This window comes from Desulfovibrio desulfuricans (assembly GCF_024460775.1).
Lineage (GTDB): Bacteria > Desulfobacterota > Desulfovibrionia > Desulfovibrionales > Desulfovibrionaceae > Desulfovibrio > Desulfovibrio desulfuricans_E.
The window spans coordinates 554787-572064 of the sequence record NZ_JANFYZ010000001.1; the positions used below are offsets into that span (position 1 = coordinate 554787).

Annotated in this window: 13 protein-coding genes; 7 read left to right on the forward strand and 6 right to left on the reverse strand. The window is 55.0% G+C overall.

What is annotated here, in order from left to right:
• Window positions 1–300: 300 nt before the first annotated feature.
• Window positions 301–1452, forward strand: coding sequence for an HD-GYP domain-containing protein (locus tag NE637_RS02325; protein WP_192111975.1), 1152 nt, complete (start codon window positions 301–303; stop codon window positions 1450–1452).
• Between the two features lie 248 nt (window positions 1453–1700).
• Window positions 1701–1922 carry a hypothetical protein gene (locus tag NE637_RS02330; protein WP_022659278.1) on the forward strand — a complete coding sequence of 74 codons (222 nt, stop codon included), beginning with the start codon at window positions 1701–1703 and terminating at the stop codon, window positions 1920–1922.
• 139 nt (window positions 1923–2061) lie between these two features.
• Here the strand turns inward: NE637_RS02330 and NE637_RS02335 are convergent, their stop codons facing one another.
• From NE637_RS02335 to NE637_RS02345, 3 genes are all read right to left on the reverse strand, one after another.
• A complete protein-coding gene (locus NE637_RS02335; protein WP_192111976.1) occupies window positions 2062–4602 on the reverse strand; it encodes a glycosyltransferase in 2541 nt (846 codons plus the stop codon).
• A 434-nt stretch (window positions 4603–5036) separates the two neighbouring features.
• Window positions 5037–6254 carry an MFS transporter gene (locus tag NE637_RS02340; protein ID WP_256267563.1) on the reverse strand — a complete coding sequence of 406 codons (1218 nt, stop codon included), beginning with the start codon at window positions 6252–6254 and terminating at the stop codon, window positions 5037–5039.
• 81 nt (window positions 6255–6335) lie between these two features.
• Entirely contained in the window at window positions 6336–7085 is a 750-nt protein-coding gene (locus NE637_RS02345; protein ID WP_227117944.1) for an SDR family oxidoreductase, read from the reverse strand.
• A gap of 98 nt (window positions 7086–7183) precedes the next feature.
• On the opposite strand from NE637_RS02345, the gene NE637_RS02350 reads away from it, so the two are divergent.
• Complete coding sequence (locus NE637_RS02350; RefSeq protein ID WP_227117945.1) at window positions 7184–8143, forward strand: LysR family transcriptional regulator; 960 nt, start codon at window positions 7184–7186, stop codon at window positions 8141–8143.
• A 159-nt stretch (window positions 8144–8302) separates the two neighbouring features.
• Here the strand turns inward: NE637_RS02350 and NE637_RS02355 are convergent, their stop codons facing one another.
• From NE637_RS02355 to upp, 3 genes are all read right to left on the reverse strand, one after another.
• On the reverse strand, window positions 8303–9565 hold the full coding sequence (locus NE637_RS02355) for a sensor domain-containing diguanylate cyclase (protein ID WP_227117946.1): 1263 nt from the start codon (window positions 9563–9565) through the stop codon (window positions 8303–8305).
• Between the two features lie 673 nt (window positions 9566–10238).
• Window positions 10239–11498 (reverse strand): uracil-xanthine permease family protein, encoded by a 1260-nt coding sequence (locus tag NE637_RS02360; protein WP_192111980.1) that lies wholly within the window; start codon window positions 11496–11498, stop codon window positions 10239–10241.
• A gap of 10 nt (window positions 11499–11508) precedes the next feature.
• Window positions 11509–12135 (reverse strand): uracil phosphoribosyltransferase, encoded by a 627-nt coding sequence (gene upp, locus NE637_RS02365; RefSeq protein ID WP_192111981.1) that lies wholly within the window; start codon window positions 12133–12135, stop codon window positions 11509–11511.
• A 215-nt stretch (window positions 12136–12350) separates the two neighbouring features.
• On the opposite strand from upp, the gene NE637_RS02370 reads away from it, so the two are divergent.
• From NE637_RS02370 to NE637_RS02385, 4 genes are all read left to right on the forward strand, one after another.
• Window positions 12351–13433 carry a DUF362 domain-containing protein gene (locus NE637_RS02370; protein WP_227117947.1) on the forward strand — a complete coding sequence of 361 codons (1083 nt, stop codon included), beginning with the start codon at window positions 12351–12353 and terminating at the stop codon, window positions 13431–13433.
• Between the two features lie 755 nt (window positions 13434–14188).
• Window positions 14189–15193 carry a TRAP transporter substrate-binding protein gene (locus NE637_RS02375; protein ID WP_192111983.1) on the forward strand — a complete coding sequence of 335 codons (1005 nt, stop codon included), beginning with the start codon at window positions 14189–14191 and terminating at the stop codon, window positions 15191–15193.
• 201 nt (window positions 15194–15394) lie between these two features.
• Window positions 15395–15955 carry a TRAP transporter small permease gene (locus NE637_RS02380; protein ID WP_227117948.1) on the forward strand — a complete coding sequence of 187 codons (561 nt, stop codon included), beginning with the start codon at window positions 15395–15397 and terminating at the stop codon, window positions 15953–15955.
• Window positions 15956–15964: 9 nt separating this feature from the next.
• On the forward strand, window positions 15965–17254 hold the full coding sequence (locus tag NE637_RS02385; RefSeq protein WP_192111985.1) for a TRAP transporter large permease: 1290 nt from the start codon (window positions 15965–15967) through the stop codon (window positions 17252–17254).
• Window positions 17255–17278 lie beyond the last annotated feature (24 nt).

The following is a 17278-nucleotide window of genomic DNA, read 5'->3' on the forward strand; positions in this document are numbered from 1 at the left end:
GCAACTTTTGGGAACCATAGCATACAGATTAGTGCGCTGCACACATGGTGAGGCCTTTTTCTGCCAAGCAGGTCTATATCCTTTACACAATCGGCCCACAAGCGTGACGAGTGACATCGATACTCACCTGTAATCATAAGAATTAATTCCCAGCAAATTGCGTGTTGAATTTATTTTTCAAATATCGCATAATTTCAAAATCTATTTGCGGCGGCGTGTTGGCCTTGCGTGGGCATTACTGCGGGGTTTGCTATCTGCGAAGATCAAGGCAAAAACTTATATCCAGGCGATCAAGACCACATGTCCCACATCAAAATACCCGTTTCAACCCTACGCCCGGGGATGTATATTGTTGACCCCGGGATATCATGGCTGAAAGCCCCTCTGCTGTATATGCAGGAGGGAATTCTGGCGTCGGACGACGAAATCAACGGCATAATCCTTCAAGGATTTGCCGAAGCATACTACGACCCGGAACGCTCACGCGACGAAAATTCTGCGGCTCCCCAGCCAAATATTCCACTTGCCATAGAACTTCAGGCCGCCAACAGGATTTATGAAGACGCCTACGAGAATGTGAAAAACTTTCTCGAATCCGCCAGAGGCGGCGCGCTTGATCTTACCTTTGCGCGCCCGCTGGTGGGCGACATTATCAAAAGCCTTTCGCGCAACGTTGACGCGCTGGTGACGCTTTCTCTGCTCAAAAAAACAGACGAATACACCTACGCCCACAGCGTCAACGTAACCATTTTTGCCGTGGCCTTTGCCAATTTTCTGGGCATGCCCGACGACCGGCTGCACAACGTCGGGTTGGCCGGGCTGCTGCACGATTACGGCAAGGCGCTGATTCCCAACGAAATTCTCACCGCGCCCCGCTCCCTGACGTTTCAGGAATTTGAGGTCATGCGGTCGCATGTGCTGCTTGGTGTTGAAAAAATCAAGCAGTTTTCAAGCGTTGAGCAAGAAGCCATTGAAGGCATTGCGCAGCACCACGAAAAGCACAACGGCACGGGCTACCCCAACCGGCTATCCGGCAAGCAGATTGGCGTTTTTGGCCGTATTCTTTCGCTCAGCGACGTGTATGACGCCCTTTCGTCCAAGCGTGTTTACAAAGGGGCATTGGCCCCCAACAAGGCGCTGGGCATGATGTACAAAATGCGTGGTCAGGCATGGGCACCCGGCTATGTGGAACGCTTCATCAAAATGGTGGGCATTTTCCCCGTGGGTACTGCTGTGGAGCTTTCAAACGAGCACCAGGGCATTGTGTGCCGCTCCAACCCCAATTTTCCCGCCCAACCCTGCGTTCTTGTGGCGCGAGACCCTGACGGACGCACCATTCAGCCGCAGTTTGTTGACCTCACGCGCTACATTGGCCTGCGCATCACGCGCTCGCTATCTGCTGCCGAATCCGCTCATTTTGACATACCATTGTTACTGGGCGGCCCTGCGTAGGTCAGATTACTGGTCGTGCAGACAAACACTTTTTAGCCGCTCAGCCAGCAACCCCCGGCATTTTCTGCTACAAATACGCAATGTTCACATTTCTTTCACACATCCGGGCTTGCCCGCAGGTGCTGTAAACGCTATACACCGGGCAAGGGATAAACCTGCTATTTCAGTATGTTCACCATCTGGGATGCAGCAACGCCCTGCCCCGAAATTTGAAATGTCAAAACGCATCAGGCTTAAGGATAATTTTCATGCGCAGAGTTGATGTTTTGATTGGTGCCCTCAGCCAGTTGACTGGCCGTGATGAGGAAGCTGTGGCCCAGACCTTTGAAGCCATTATTTCCAGCAATCCGGATAAAGGCAAAGACCTGCTTGCGGAAATTACCTTCAGCGAGGCTTCGGCCATGCGCGAAAGGCTCCTCAAGGACGGCCCCGATGTGCTGGCCCGCCTTGTGAACAGAATCAGCGACTGAAAACCGCCCCAAGCATTCTGCCAAGGGCGGTCAGGTTGACATCAAACCCCGTCTTCCGGCGGTATGCTGTTCAAACGGTTGGTTACAGCACCTGCGTTGTACAGGACTTGCCAGATTGACCCTGCGTGCTGTCGCAAGGCTACCAGCAGGCTTGCGGCGTCAGGGTCTCAATGAGCTTCCACTGGGCAGCAAAGGCCTTTTGCGAGCTGCGCGATTCTGCATAGCAGCGGGCCTCGCGCTTCATGGCAAACAGCATGGCCTCATCGCTTGCCAGAGCCACCATGGCCGAGGCATAGGCCTCTGCCGTTTCCTGCCGCACCACTATGCCGCTTTTATCCGGCACCACGTTCTCTCTGGGGCCGCCCTGTCCGCTCACCACCACTGCCAGCCCCGCGGCCTGCGCTTCCAGCACAACCTTTCCATATGTATCTGTGGTTGAGGGGAAAACAAAGATGTCGGCTTCTTCATAGGCCTGCACAAGCGCTGCCCCGCTCAGATAGCCCGTAAAGGTCACGGGCATGTCCGCAGCCTGCACCTGAAGTTCCCCAGCCTGCGGGCCGTCGCCCACAATGGTCAGCTGCGCGCCGGGGATATGCCCCAGCACCATCCGGAAGGCATCCACAAGACGGCTGACGCTTTTTTCTCTGGAGAGCCGCCCCACATACAAAAAACGTGTACCCTGAGCGCTCTCCCGCCCGCTGTTGCGCCAGGCTGGCGTATAGCGCGAAGCGTCCACCCCACGGGGGTAGAGGCGGATTTTTTCCTCTGGCAAACCGTGGGCGATCAGTTCCTTCATGGTGGCAGCCGAGGGCGCAAAAACCACATCCATCTGGTTATAGTACCAGTACACATACCGCCAGGTGGCTTCTTCCAGCGATGTGTCGCCCGTCAGCTCCAGAATATACTGCGGAAATGCCGTGTGATAGGTGGCATGGATGGGCAGCTTGAGCATTTTTGCCGTCAGCAGGGCCGCAAGCCCCATTGGGCCGGGCGTTGCGGAATGCAGCAGGGTATAGCCGCTTTCATAGCAGTGCTGCACAATTTTAAGCGCTGGCGGATAGTGCAGCGTCAGCTCTGGATACTCAGGAATGGAAAAACTGCCCGTGGGGCTGAAATTTATGGGGCCAAGGCCGTCGGTGTGGCTGCCTTCCACATTTTCTGGCCGAACGCAGGTCAGGATATCCATTTTCTTGCCCTGCTCACGCGCCAAAGGCAGCATGGATTGCAGGGTTTTGGCAACGCCGTTCACTTCAAGATAGGTATCCGTAAAATGGGCAATGGCGGCCTTGTCCCCAGCCGTGTCGGATCTGGCACCCCTTGGGCGAAAACGACGCAGGCATTCGCGCGTAAACATTTTATCCTGCGCAAAGAGCGAATAGCCGATGCCATAAGGGGCAAGCATGGCGTAGAGCGACCCCATGGCTCCCACCAGCTTGAACACATTGAAAAAATTGCCTTTAAGCACATCGGACAAAACTGAATTGGCGCAGGCAAGCTGCACGTTTTCCGCAACATCGCCCACAAAACGGGCCAGCAGCGCCTCACGCCGGGGCATGCGCTCTTGCGGCACAATGACGTTGACGCTGTCCGCCGCCACGGCAAGCTCCGGCGATTGGGCAATGGCCCTGCCAGCCGCCTCAAGCATGTTTTCCTGCATGCTTTTTTCAGAGCGGGACACCCATCTGCCGCAGTTGAGCAAAAATCCGCCAATGGACATGACACGCGTCTTGATGGTGCGGGTACGCGTATCTGGCTTGCCCGTGAGCATGTTTTCGGCAAAGCGCAGCACGGTGCTGTTGTTGATATCCTGCGCGAGTCCTGTGGAATTTTTATAGAACTGGTAACCGATGGCATACAGATTATGGGCAAAGCCCAGCGGCGTTGCAGGGATGACCCGGGGCGTGGTGCCCCCTGACATGACCGCCCGCAGCAGGGCCGAAGCCGGGGCGTGGCCCGAGCAGCCCAGTTCCGCGCGGGGAACTTCTATCACGGTGGAACTTCTGGCGATATTGCAGGAGGAATGGTCGTCAGACCCGGCCACAAAGCTCTTGCGCCAGGGCTGGGCGACAAGCGCGTCAAGGCCATGTTTTTCTTCCATTCTGGCTGTGGATTCCGGGGTCAGGTCGGCCACAATCTGACGCAGCGCGTCATTCTGCACATTATTACGCGCCCCGTTGAGCTCAAAGACTGAAAACATCAATATGAGCTGCTCCACATGGCCCAGGGTCAACCGGTTATTGGCCGCGCACAGGGGGTGCGCGCAGGCATGGGCAATGCCCTGCCCCATCAGGTAGGGAACAAGCTCAAAGATGTTGCCCCTGAGCTGGGTTATCTCCCGGTGCTGCGCTTCCGTGATGTCCCAGGCGAGCACATGAATCTCGCACTTGTCCTCAGGAAAGTAGGCCGAAATTTCTTCGCTGATGAAGGTCTGCGGCAAATGGGCGATTTCCAGCGCGCCAGCAATGGTGTCGTGATCTGTAATCGTAACGTAGTCCATGCCCCTTGCTCGGGCAATGTCGTAAATCTTGCGGGGAGGGGTGTAACTTTCGCCGCAGCCGATCTTTTGCAAAATCCACTGCGAGGGGCAGGTTGAATGGCGGGAATGGACGTGCAGATCTACGCAGAACGAGGCATTGAACGGGCTGGATTCACTCTGCTTTCCGTCTGGGCTTGGGAACATGCGGCTTCCTCCTGAATGTGCTGTGGCCATTCGCGATTCCGCCATCATCACGCCGTCAGCAACTACGTTGCCGTAACGGCGCGACACATCCGCCGTTTACAGCGTTGCCTGAAATGATGCGGATGCGTACTGGGTATTGCATGGTCTGCACTATAGAAAAAATCCAGAGGGATTGTGTGCTGGCAGCGTGAAGGTTATTGGGCTTTTGTGCGATGCCGTAACAAGGCTAACACGCCGATATAAAAAATTTAAACTGGCCTGCACCACTTAACTGTAACAATCCGCGCCCAAACGACGGCGCTTTGCGGCTGCTGTAAGCAAAATATCCTTGCAAACGCAAAAAGGGAGGCTAAAGCCTCCCTTTTTGCGCCAGCCCGGCTATAATTCCGGGTAAAAAAGACCGGCGGGCTGAACTGCAGGCGCAACAGCCGGATTTAACAGCACTCCTGAGCCGAGGGGCGGTCCGAGACACGCGTCTTTGGGCAGGTGCAGCGTCTTTCCAGCAGATGAAAAAACAAACCAGCCAGGGCAAAAGCTCCGCCCGTGAGCATGACGCCGGGCCAGCGATATGCCGCCCAGGCCTGACTGGCCGCAGCCGAACCCAGCGAACCACCCAGAAAAAATACCGTCATGTATATGGTGTTCACCCTGCCGCGCGCTGACTCGGACAAGCCCAGAATGAGCGACTGGTTGGATACCTGCGCAATGGACACGCCGAAATCAAGCACAATAACCCCCAGCACAAGGGCAGTCATGCCGCTGAAGCTCATGATGCCAAAGGCCGCGATGCTTGTGAGCGCGCCGATCAACACGCCGCACCTGACGCCAAAGCGGTCTGTCAGCCTGCCCCCGGCCTGCGCGGCCAGCACGCCCACCAGCCCAACGATGCCGAACGAACCAGCCACGCTTGCACCAAGCCCGTAAGCCGGGCCTTGCAGATACAGCGCAAGCACTGACCAGAAGGCGCTGAACGCACCGAACACGCAAGCCTGAATAATGGAGGCATAGCGCAGGGCACGGTAATCCCGCAAAAGTTGCAGCATGGAGACCAGCAACCGACCATAGGACAGGCTGGATTTGCTCGGCAGATCAGGCAAGCGCCAGGCCAGCAAGGCGCTCAGCAGCACGGCAAAGGCGCAAGCCAGCCAGAAGGCCTCGCGCCAGCCGAGCCACTGACCCACCGCGCCAGATACCACACGGGGCAGCAATATACCGCACAAAACACCGCTGAAGGCAATGCCGACGGCCTTGCCGCGCTCGCCTTCCCTGGCAAGGTCAGCGGCCATGGGAACAACCATCTGCGTAATGGTGGCGGCCACACCCATGCCTGCCGAGGCCATCATGAGCACCGCCATGCCCGGCGCCAGAGCCGCAAGAGCTGCGGAAATTACCAGCAGCGCGCAGAGAATCAGAACCAGTTTTTTTCTGTTCAGCGTGTCGCACAGGGGCACAAGAAACAGAAGCCCAAGGGTGTAGCCCATCTGGGTGATGGTGGCCACAAGGCCCACATGGTCGCCGCCCTTGAGTTCCCCGGCGATCAGCCCCAGCACGGGCTGGTTATAATAGATGTTGGCCACGGCCAATCCTGCGGCCAGAGCCAGCAGGTATATAAGCGACCAGTTCTGCTGCGGGTCTGTATTTTCCGTCTTCATAACATGTTCCTTTATGTCTGCTTGCGAAAGTTGCGCGCAATATGCACGGCACTGCACGCGATATGAAATTTGCCTCAGGCCCTAGACCATGCCGCCATTGGCCCGGATAGTCTGCCCGTTGATCCAGCCGCCGTCCCTGCCTGCCAGAAAGGCAACGACAGAGGCTATATCTTCCGGTTGGGCAAGGCGCTCCAGCGGCGGCAGCTTTGCCATTGCCTCCACCTGCCCTTCTGTTTTGCCCTCAAAAAACAGATCCGTAGCCGTAGGGCCCGGGCCCACAGCATTGACCGTGATGTCGCGGCCCCGAAGTTCTTTGGAAAAAATGCCGGTCATGGTTTCCACTGCGGATTTTGTGGCCGCGTAGATGGCGTACCCCGGCAGGGCAAGACGGTTGACGCTGGTGGAAAGATTGATGATGCGCCCGCCTTCCTGCATGCGGGCGGCAGCCAGCCGCAGCATGTTGAACACGCCCTTGATATTGGTGCTCACGATGCGGTCAAACAGCGTATCGTCCGTTTGCGCCAGCGGCACCATGCCGGGCTGCATAAGCCCGGCGTTGTTTACAAGCACTCGCACAGTGCCGAACGCGCCTTCGCAGGCAGAAAACAAGTCAGCCGCCTGCTCTGGAACCGTTACATCGGCCTTGACGGCAAGGGCGCGGCCTCCCTGGGCACATATATCAGCCGCGAGAGCCTCGGCCTTGCCCGCACTGCTGGCGTAGTTGACGATAACGGCCAGGCCGTCCCCAGCCAGCCGCCGAACAATGGCCGCGCCAATGCCGCGCGCGGCTCCGGTAACAATGGCCGCATTGGATGATGTATGCATGGTCATGTGCGCCTCCATTTGGTTTGCTTTGTTGAAAGCACAATGCTGCTTGGGGCGGATAATTGGTAGACGCATGGCGTTCATATTGGTTATACGGATTGCGTATGACAATATTTTCAAATCTTGCCCTGCTGCGTAACTTTGTAAGCATTGCCGAAAGCGGCAGCATCTCGGCGGCGGCCCGCAACCTGGGCCTTACCCAGCCGACCCTCAGCCGCCAGCTTGCGCAGATTGAGGCGGAATGCGGCACAGCGCTGCTGCGGCGCGATACACACCGTATGCACCTGACAGACATGGGCGCAAAGGTGCTGGCTGATGCCCGCGCCATGCTGAACATGGCTGAAGAATGCGAGCGCCGCCTGCGCGTGGATCAGACCGCCCTCATGGGGCATATCCGCTTTTTCTCCACCATCGACTTTGGGCAGAGCGTGGTCAGCAAGTTTCTGGCTCGGTTCATGCTGCAAAATCCGGCCATTACCGTTGATCTGGTGTACTCAAACAGGCCCTTGCGCATGCTTGAAGAAGGTTGCGATGCCGGCGTGGTAGCCGGGAGCGTTGCCGATGAAACAGTTATCGCCAGACCATTGGGCATGATACGCAGGTATCCCGTTGCCGCGCCATTATTTCTTGAGGGCAGGCAAATGCCTGTAACACCAGCCGACATTGCGGCCTGGCCCTGGCTCACGCTCGGCACAGAAGTTTTTGGCGGCGCGCGCAACATCACCCTTTTTAATGAATCAGGCGAGGAGCAAACCCTGCACGTGAGCCCTGTGCTCACGGCAGAGGGCGTCACGGCCCTGCGTGAAGCGGCCTTGCTGGGGCTTGGGGTGTCGCCCTTGCCGGGCTGGCTGGTGACGGAAGACCTCTCCGCCGGGCGGCTGGTGCGCCTGTTGCCTCAATGGCGCGCGCGTGAGCTGCCCGCCCATGTGGTTTACCCGGTGCAAAAAGGTTTGCCCCTGCGTGTGCGGACCCTTGTGGATTTTATGACAGAACACGTTAAGGAGCTGCTGGCGCGACCCTGCGTATGCCCCGGCGCAGGCAGCAATAAACAGGGCAAGAGCTAGGCGCAGGCATTGCAGGCGACAGCCACGAAATACAAAAGCAGATGCTGAATGGAAGGGTCGGGGAAATGGTAGCCTGACGCCACAACGCCGTAAAAAAAATCCTGCCCTCCCAAAGCGGGATGCGGCAGGAAAACATAAAGGCAGTGCCAGATAAAGGTTTTATACTGTGCTGGCCTTGACCCTGTTGCGCCCGGAATTTTTGGCCTCGTAAAGCGCCTTATCGGCGGCTTCAAGGATTCTGGCCGCAAGCTGGGAAGGCGACACCTTTTCAAACCGACTCTGCACCGTGGCCACCCCGGCGCTTATGGTCACATAGTTGCGATCGCTGCCCGCGTGGGGCGCTTTGAGATCACACACCGCTGCCCGCAAAGTTTCGCAAACCTCATGGGCGTTGCGGTCATCGCATTCAGGCAGCACCACGGCAAACTCCTCGCCGCCATAGCGGAACAGCTCGCCCCCCATATCTTCCAGAGAATCCTTCATGGTTCTGGCGACCTGGGCCAGACATTCATCGCCTGCCAGATGCCCGTACTTGTCGTTATAAAACTTGAAGAAGTCGATATCTATGAGGATCACAGAGAGGTTGCCCGCGCGGCGGTTGCACACGGCAGCCTCCCTGCGCAGGATGGCGTCAAAAAATCTTCTGTTATACGCGCCCGTGAGATGGTCGTGAATGGACATATGGCGCAGGCGCTCGTTGGCTTCCTTGAGTTTGCGTTCCAGCGATTTGCGCTCTGTAATATCAAAGTACGCCAGCGACAGCGCTGTGATGCCACCGGAGGCATTGCGAACCGGCGTGACAGAAACAGCGTAATCCCTGTTGTCGATTCTTACTTCATGGTCAGAAACCCGCCCCCCGGCATCAAGATTGCAAAAGTCACTCTGGATGTTTGCTTCCAGTTCCGGGTGCAACAAAGAAATATGCACGCCGCTTGTGTCAAACAATGACCGCCCGGAGAGTTGCACATGGTGCTCGTTGGCAGAAATAAGCACGCCGTTGCGGTCAACGACGCACATGGCAATGGGGGCGGTGGCGTAGATGGTATCGAGGTCAATGGCTGTGGAAATTCCCGCAGAATACAGGGCAATGTTGGCAATAACCCGCTCTACGCCTTTAAATCCCATCAGGCCGTAACCATCATCAAACAGAGGCTCTCCACTCATTTCAAGCAGAAACAGAACCCCATCGCTTTTCCGCACATAGTGGCCGATCACGTTTGAAAAGGCGCGCGGCTCGCCATATTCATCCATGAGAGTTTCCATGGCCATCTGCTGGTCAGCGGCATCCATACCAAAAAACAGGGACTGCCCTTTTACCGTTGGAATGCCAAGAATTGCGGACTTGAAGGGGACATCGTCGCAATAACACAAATCTGGCCCGGCTACCCATTCCCAGGACTGATGATTACTACTACGCTGCATTGGCGACTCGGGATTTACCCAAAAAAGAAAAGGGATTTTGACAATGGTCTGCTGGTTGGCAGGCCCATCCAAACTTGGGGGATATCTCTATACCGATTTTTTCTGCTCAGGTACAGATGTTTTAAGCCACACTTTAATTATACGGTTTCATATATATTCAATGTGTTTTTATTAAAAAAATAATATTTATAAAAAAAATCACTGCACTTTTTTCATTAATACAGATATATACTGACAAAAGAAGAACTTTCTACGCAGTATTTATTTAAAAATATACTATTTCATTTAATATCTAGACACAATTATCATAATTACGTGTGATGATAAATTATTATTGCAGTATATTATCTACAGCGCTTGCCCAATCGGTAAAGATATAATACCTGGCACATCTATCAACCCCGTATAGTATTGATACCAACGTACGGCAATCCCTGAAAATTTCACCCCCCCCGTGAATGCACTGTGCGGCCGCATGCCTCATTGCCTTTGCCCCCTGCCGCCCAATGACTTTGCCCAAAAGCAGGGCGGCACGGCGAAGAACGCCATGCCGCCCGCAAACAGACAAAACCCATCAGCCGAATCGCATAGAAAAGGGATCAGGCAAGATCAGCCATATGCCGCGCCTGATCAGCGCGAACCTCACAAAAATCCGCGCCGAAAAGCTCTGTATCTAGGTGCGGCTTCTGGGCAACAGCAGGTTGAGCAATACGCCCGTAACCGCGGCAAGGCCAATGCCGCCAAGCTTGAACGAACCAATGCTGAACTGCATGCCGCCCACGCCAAAGATGATGATAAGCGCAACAATGATCATGTTGCGCGGCTCCATCAGATCCTTGCCAGCCCGCACCAGCGTGTTCAGGCCCACAACCATGATCGCGCCGAACAGCAGAATCATGATGCCGCCCATGACAGGTACGGGAATGGAACCAAGAAACGCGCCGATTTTTGCCACAAACGACAGCAAGATTGAACACATGGCCGCCCAGGTCATCACGGCGGGGTTGAACACCCGCGTAAGACTCACCGCACCGATAACTTCGGCATAGGTGGTGCAGGGCGGGCCACCCACAAAACCGGCAGCCATGGTGGCAACGCCATCGCCAAACATGGTGGCGTGAACGCCGGGATCTTTCAGGTAATCGCGCCCGGTAATGGAGCTGATGGCGACAACATCGCCAAAATGCTCAATGGCCGGGGCAAGCGTAATGGGCATGATAAACAGTATGGGCTCCCAGGCAAACTCTGGGAAGGTGAACGAGGGCATCTGCAACCAGGGGGTTGCGGCAACCTTTGTCCAGTCGCCCACGCCGAAAAACATCGAAACAATAAAGCCCGCCGCAATGCCGCACAAAATGGGCATGAGGCGCAAAAAGCCCTTGCCCAGGAGCGACACCAGCACGGTAACGGCCAGCGAAGTCATGGAAATCCACAGAGCCGTGTTCTCAGGCACCAGCACAACCGCGCCGTCGCCTGTTTTGCCCAGGGCCATATGCACTGCCACCGGGGCCAGGATAAGGCCGATAACCATAATAACCGGGCCGGTCACAATGGGCGGCAGCACACGCAGCACCACATCTGTGCCGCGCCAGCGGATAAGCCCGCTCAAAAGAAAATACACCAGACCGGAGCACACAAGCCCGCCAAGGGTTTGCGCCATGCCCCAGGTCTGAACGCCGTAAATGATGGGCGCAATAAAGGCAAAGGACGAAGCAAGAAAAATGGGTACCTTGCCCCGAGTGCAGACCTGAAACAGCAAAGTGCCCACACCAGCGGTGAAAAGAGCCACGTTGCTGTCAAGCCCGGTCAACAGGGGAACAAGAACCAGAGCGCCAAAGGCCACAAAGAGCATCTGCGCGCCTATAAGACAATCCCTGAAGCGAAAATTATAGTCAGTGGGTGCAATCTCGCGCCGCGTACTGGCTGTGCTCATGGGGCCCTCGCTACTTGGTTCCGAAGATACGGTCGCCGGCATCGCCGAGACCAGGAATGATATAGCCGTTTTCGTTCAGATGGTCGTCAATGGCGGCGGTGTAGATGTCCACATCCGGATGGGCGGCCTTGACCTTGGCAATCCCTTCGGGCGCGCACACAAGGTTGAGGCTGCAAATCTGCTTGCAACCGTGGCGCTTCAGCAGACTGATGGCGGCAATAAGCGAGCCGCCGGTTGCCAGCATGGGGTCAAGGATGATGGCAAGCCGCTGATCCATATCGGTAGCAAGCTTTACGTAATATTCAACGGGTTCAAGGGTTTCTTCGTTGCGGTACAGGCCCACAACGCTGATCTTTGCGCCGGGGATCATGTCCAGCACGCCGTCCATGAGGCCAAGGCCAGCACGAAGGATGGGAACAACAGTTACCATCTTGCCGGAAATGGCCTCAATTTCCACCGGACCGGCCCAGCCCTCAACAGTGTGCTTTTCTGTACGAAAGCCCTTGGTGGCTTCGTAAATGAGCAGACGCGCAATCTCGTTGGAAACAGAACGGAATTCGCGCGTGGAGGTGGCCCCCATGCGCAAAATGCCCAACTTGTGGCGCACAAGAGGATGATCAACGACATAAACGGCCATAAAGCCTCCTTAGCTATGCATAACTGACTGAGTGGAAAAAATTAAAACCGGAATACGCTATTCTTAATGGCGACTCGTGTCAACGATACTTGCGAACAGCCTTATTGCCTTGGCTGCGCGGCATGAGCTAGTGTTTTAAAGCTTTGCACAGGGCAGAACCATGCCGGATTCCCTGCCCTGCCGCACCCTAAACATCCTCACATGGAGGCCACGCCATGCCCGCCACAGTTTATTATGCAGATATGCACTGCCGGTCGCACGAGGACAGCAAAATCGCCAAGGTAGCGCGCCTCTGCGATGCGCTCAATCTGAAAAAAATCATCAAGAAAAAAGAACTTGCCGCCATCAAGCTGCATTTTGGCGAATACGGCAACGACACGCACCTCAACCCCACTCTGGTGCGCCAGGTTGTAAACAAGATCATGGAAGCAGGCGGCAAACCATTTCTGACGGATACAACAACCCTGTATTCCGCCGTTGACCACATGCAAACGGCATACGCCCACGGCTTTGCGCCTTCGGTGGTGCATGCCCCCATCATTCTGGCCGATGGCCTGTATGGCGAAAATGACGTGCCCGTGCGCATCAACGGCAAGCATTTCAAAGACGTGCATATCGCCACAGAGATACGCCGCGCCCCGGCAATGGTGGTGCTGTCGCACTTTAAGGGGCATGAAATGGCGGGATTTGGCGGCGCGATCAAGAATCTCGCCATGGGCGGCGCTGCCGTGCGCGGCAAAAAGGAACAGCACGCCACCCACGTATCTGTCAGCGAAAAAAAATGTGTTGGCTGCGCCAAGTGCGTCAAGGTGTGTCCTCAGCACGCGCTCAGCATGAAAAGCAAAAAAAGCGTTGTGGACATTGAAAAATGCATAGGCTGCTTTGAATGCATTACTGTTTGCCCCGAAAAAGCAATTAGCATAGACTGGGAAACAGAGATGCAGCCATTTATTGAGCGCATGACAGAATATGCATATGGGGCAATAAAAGGCCGCAAAAAGAGTGTTTGCTACATCAACTTTGTACTCAACGTAACACCCGACTGCGACTGCGCCCCCTGGAGCGACATGCCGCTGGTGCCGGATGTGGGCATTCTGGCCTCTACCGACCCGGTAGCGCTGGATCAAGCCTGTTTTGACCTTGTTTCAAAAGCCCCTTCGCTTGGGCAGGAGGCCTCGCCCCAAACGGTTGCAGACAAATTTTCCGCCCGCTGGCCGCATACCTGCGGACAGGTGCAACTGAGCTATGGCGAATCGCTGGGCCTTGGAAATCGCGAATACAAACTCAAAAAAATCTAGCACGCTGCGCATTGCAACATCAGGGCACATGGCTCCCCGGTCAGAGGCCTTGGTGTTGCGATGCGTAGTTGCTGACCAGTTTTCTCACTGCCTGCCCTGCTGCCAGTTGTGAACATGAACAGATGGCGGGGAACCATCCGAAAAGCTACCCTCGCAAAATTGTCACAAACTTGTAATATATTTGTCACAATAATCACGATTAAATATGATATATTTAAAAATTTTATTTATTACTTGTACTTTAACAACATTTTTAAATTTATTTTTAAAAATAAAAATAAATTTTTTCCGCTAAAAAAAAGTAGGACAGGAATTTTTCTCAAAAACTAGATCATGATTTTTTATTTTACAATTATTACTTTTAATATTTAATAAATTTCAAATAATATTTTTATGCACTATCTAACTTTTCTTTTAAAAAAAATTTCATACTTACAAATCAACTGTAGTAGTCGCCATATTTTCAGCAAAAGCGGCAAGATTTCATCTTTCTACATTTTTGTTGAAAACAATCATTTCGGCGTGGATTCAGGGTATAAGGGCTTCTTCAACTTTTTTTTGCAAATAACAGTTGAATTTTAGGTAGATCGTCACTTAAGTTTGCCTCAGCTTTTGACCCGTCAGAGTCTGACGCACCAGAACGTATTGGGAAACGTGGGCGCGTCGGCTGGTCATAATTGCCCCCCTGCTGTGGACAGGGATAAGTTTTCATTGTCAAACGGCATCTAAGTTTTACTAGCGAGGAGGTTTACAGGATGAAACGTATCGTAGCTCTGCTTGTTGCTCTGGGCCTTGTTTGCGGCATGACCCTTGGTTTTGCCCAGGCCGCTGAAGCCAAGACCATTATCAAGATGGCGGGCATGAAGCCCGAAGGCGAGCCGGAAACCATCGGCATGCATCTTTTCGGCAAGTATCTTGCCGAACTTTCCAATGGCAAATATGAAGTGCAGGTTTTCCCCAACAGCCAGCTTGGCAAGGAAGACGCCTACATTGCCGCCACACGCAAGGGCATCATTCAGATGTGCGCCACCGGTACGCAGACCTCTGCCCTGCACCCTGCCATGGCCATGCTTGAAACGCCCATGCTCTTCGACGATCTGGATCACGCCCGCCGCGCCATGGAAGGCAAGACTTTTGACCTCATCAACGAAGGCTTCACCGAAAAGTCCGGCCTGCGCACCATGAACGCCTTCCCCCTGGGCTTCCGCCACTTCTACACCAAGAAGCCCATCGTCACGGTGGAAGATGTAAAGGGCCTGCGCATGCGCGTGCCCAACATCCCCCTGTACACCAACTTTGCCAAGGAATGCGGCATCAGCGGCCAGCCCATGCCCTTTGCCGAAGTGCCCGGCGCGCTTGATCAGGGCGTCATCGACGGCGGCGACAGCCCCCTGGCCGACATCGTCAGCCTCAAGATGTATGAAATCACCCCCCAGATCACCCTTACCGGCCACATTCTCGTGATCCATTCCCTCTACATCAACGACAAGTTCTATCAGTCGTTGCCCGCCGAGGACAAAAAGTGGTTTGACGAAGCCGCCAAGCGCTCCGCCGATGACGTGTGGGTCATGGTTAAGGAAGGCGACGAAAAAGCCAAGGCGACCATCCTTGCCAACAAGGGCAGCATCAATACCCCCAGCAAGGAATTCCACGACTACATGGCTGAAGCCGGCAAGCGCAGCTGGAAGCTCTTTTACGATACGGTGCCCAACTGCCAGGCCATTCTGGACAGCGCCGCCAGCTACCGCGAATCCAAATAATTGTTCCCCGCTTTACAGGCCGGAAAAGTATAGGCTTTTCCGGCCTGTGCAGTTCATGGACAAAACCCCCGCGGCCTTTTGGGGTAGCGGGGGTTGCAACAATTCTTCACGCAGCCATCTGCGGCGGCACAAACAGTCTTGCTAGCATCAGCACGGCACTGCGTAGCCAGCGATTGGGGCAGCGTTTTCCAGAGGTTCGTTATGAGCGACGACATTTCCAAAAATTTCCCGCCGGACCATGCGCCGGGCGTGCATGCCTTGCTTGAGCCGGAACAGGAACCCAAGCACGAAACCACGGGGCAATTGCTGTTTGAAGTATTTTGCGCCGTCATCTTTCTGGGCATGATCGGTCTTGTGTTTTATAATGCCCTGCTGCGCTACATCTTTTCTTCCAGCTACCCGCCGAGCGAAGAATGGGCGCGCTTTCTCTTTATGTACATTACGTTTTTCGGCGCCATTGAGGCCTTTATCTGCAAGAAACACATTGCAGTTGACCTGCTTGTAACCACGCTGGAAGGCGCAAAGCGCAAGGCTGTGGATATTCTGGCATCGGTATGCAGCCTTTTTGCCCTGGGCCTGCTGCTATACGGCGGCGTGGTCAACGTGCTGCAAACGCTCGATACCTACTCTGTGGCGACCAACGTCAACATGGCCTTTATCAACGGCACCCTGCCCATCATGGCCCTTGTTGGTTTTGTTGTAGAGCTGCGCTCTCTCGTGAGCCTGGTTCGCAGACCTGCATCCACCTTCCAAAAGGGCTAGGAGAGAAGAATGGAACTCTTTATTTTCCTCGGCTCCCTCTTCTTCTTCATGCTCATTGGCGTTCCGTTGGCCATTGTGCTTGTGTTGTGCTCCATTGTGCTCATGTGGCACTCGGGCATGTGGGATGCCATGATTATTCCCGGCAGCATGCTGGACGGCGCCAACAACTACCCCTTGATGGCCATTCCCTTCTTTGTGTTCGCCGGTGAAATCATGGCGGAGGGCGGCCTTTCGAAACGCGTGGTGCAGCTTGCCCAGCTCATGATTGGCCGGGTGCGCGGCGGCCTTGGCTATGCGGCCATTATCGCCAGTATCATCTTTGCGGGCCTTATGGGCAGCTCGGTGGGTGAAGCCGCCGCTCTTGGCGGCCTGCTGCTGCCCATGATGAAACAGGTGGGTTACCACCCTGGCCGTGCGGGCGCTGTCATCGCCTCCGGCGCTATTCTTGGCCCCATCATTCCGCCCAGCACCAACTTTATTCTGCTTGGCGCTACGGTCAGCGGTCTTTCCATCACCAAGCTGTTCATGATCGGCCTGGTGCCCGGTATCATGATCGGTCTTGCCCTCATGGTGGTGTGGTTCTTTGTGGTGCGCAAGGATGGCTATAACGAAACCATCCGCTTCACAAAGAAAGAAGCCATCAAGATTCTTATTGACTCCACGCCTGCCTTCATGATGCCTGTGCTGCTGCTTGGCGGCATTCGCTTTGGCATTTTCACCCCCACGGAGGGCGGCGCGTTTGCAGCCATTTACGCCATCTTGGTGTGTGTGCTGTATTACCGTGAGCTTTCTTTCCGCGATCTGCTGCGGGTGAGCGCCCGCGCGGCCCGCACCACCTCGGTGGTTATGCTGATTGTGGCCACGGCGACGGCCGTTGGCTGGTTCATCACCATTGCGCAGATTCCCAACCAGATGACCGCGCTCTTCTCGCCGCTTATTGACAGCCCCATATTGCTGCTCATCAGCATCAATATCTTCCTGTTCCTTATCGGCATGGTCATGGACCTCACGCCCAACATCCTGATTTTTGCGCCGGTGTTCTACCCGCTGATCCAGCAGGCAGGCATTGACCCGTATTATTTCGGCCTGCTCTTTGTGCTTAACCTGGGCATCGGCGTTATTACGCCCCCGGTGGGCACGGTGCTGTATGTGGTGTGCGGCATCGGGCACATCAAGTTTGCCGACCTCATCGTCAAGCTTGTGCCGTTCATTCTAGTGGAAGTGGTCATGCTCTTCCTGCTGCTGTTCTTCCCCAGCCTTTCGATTGTTCCCATGAACTGGCTGATGGGCGGCAACTAGCAACTCATTGCACATAAATAAAAA

Bases quoted from the DNA above. Each gene is read 5' to 3' on its own strand.
- upp (WP_192111981.1), bottom strand. From the start codon at position 12,135: ATGGCCGTTTATGTCGTTGATCATCCTCTTGTGCGCCACAAGTTGGGC.
- NE637_RS02325 (WP_192111975.1), top strand. From the start codon at position 301: ATGTCCCACATCAAAATACCCGTTTCAACCCTACGCCCGGGGATGTAT.
- NE637_RS02360 (WP_192111980.1), bottom strand. From the start codon at position 11,498: ATGAGCACAGCCAGTACGCGGCGCGAGATTGCACCCACTGACTATAAT.
- NE637_RS02385 (WP_192111985.1), top strand. From the start codon at position 15,965: ATGGAACTCTTTATTTTCCTCGGCTCCCTCTTCTTCTTCATGCTCATT.
- NE637_RS02340 (WP_256267563.1), bottom strand. From the start codon at position 6,254: ATGAAGACGGAAAATACAGACCCGCAGCAGAACTGGTCGCTTATATAC.
- NE637_RS02355 (WP_227117946.1), bottom strand. From the start codon at position 9,565: ATGCAGCGTAGTAGTAATCATCAGTCCTGGGAATGGGTAGCCGGGCCA.
- NE637_RS02375 (WP_192111983.1), top strand. From the start codon at position 14,189: ATGAAACGTATCGTAGCTCTGCTTGTTGCTCTGGGCCTTGTTTGCGGC.
- NE637_RS02335 (WP_192111976.1), bottom strand. From the start codon at position 4,602: ATGTTCCCAAGCCCAGACGGAAAGCAGAGTGAATCCAGCCCGTTCAAT.
- NE637_RS02380 (WP_227117948.1), top strand. From the start codon at position 15,395: ATGAGCGACGACATTTCCAAAAATTTCCCGCCGGACCATGCGCCGGGC.
- NE637_RS02370 (WP_227117947.1), top strand. From the start codon at position 12,351: ATGCCCGCCACAGTTTATTATGCAGATATGCACTGCCGGTCGCACGAG.
- NE637_RS02350 (WP_227117945.1), top strand. From the start codon at position 7,184: ATGACAATATTTTCAAATCTTGCCCTGCTGCGTAACTTTGTAAGCATT.
- NE637_RS02330 (WP_022659278.1), top strand. From the start codon at position 1,701: ATGCGCAGAGTTGATGTTTTGATTGGTGCCCTCAGCCAGTTGACTGGC.
- NE637_RS02345 (WP_227117944.1), bottom strand. From the start codon at position 7,085: ATGACCATGCATACATCATCCAATGCGGCCATTGTTACCGGAGCCGCG.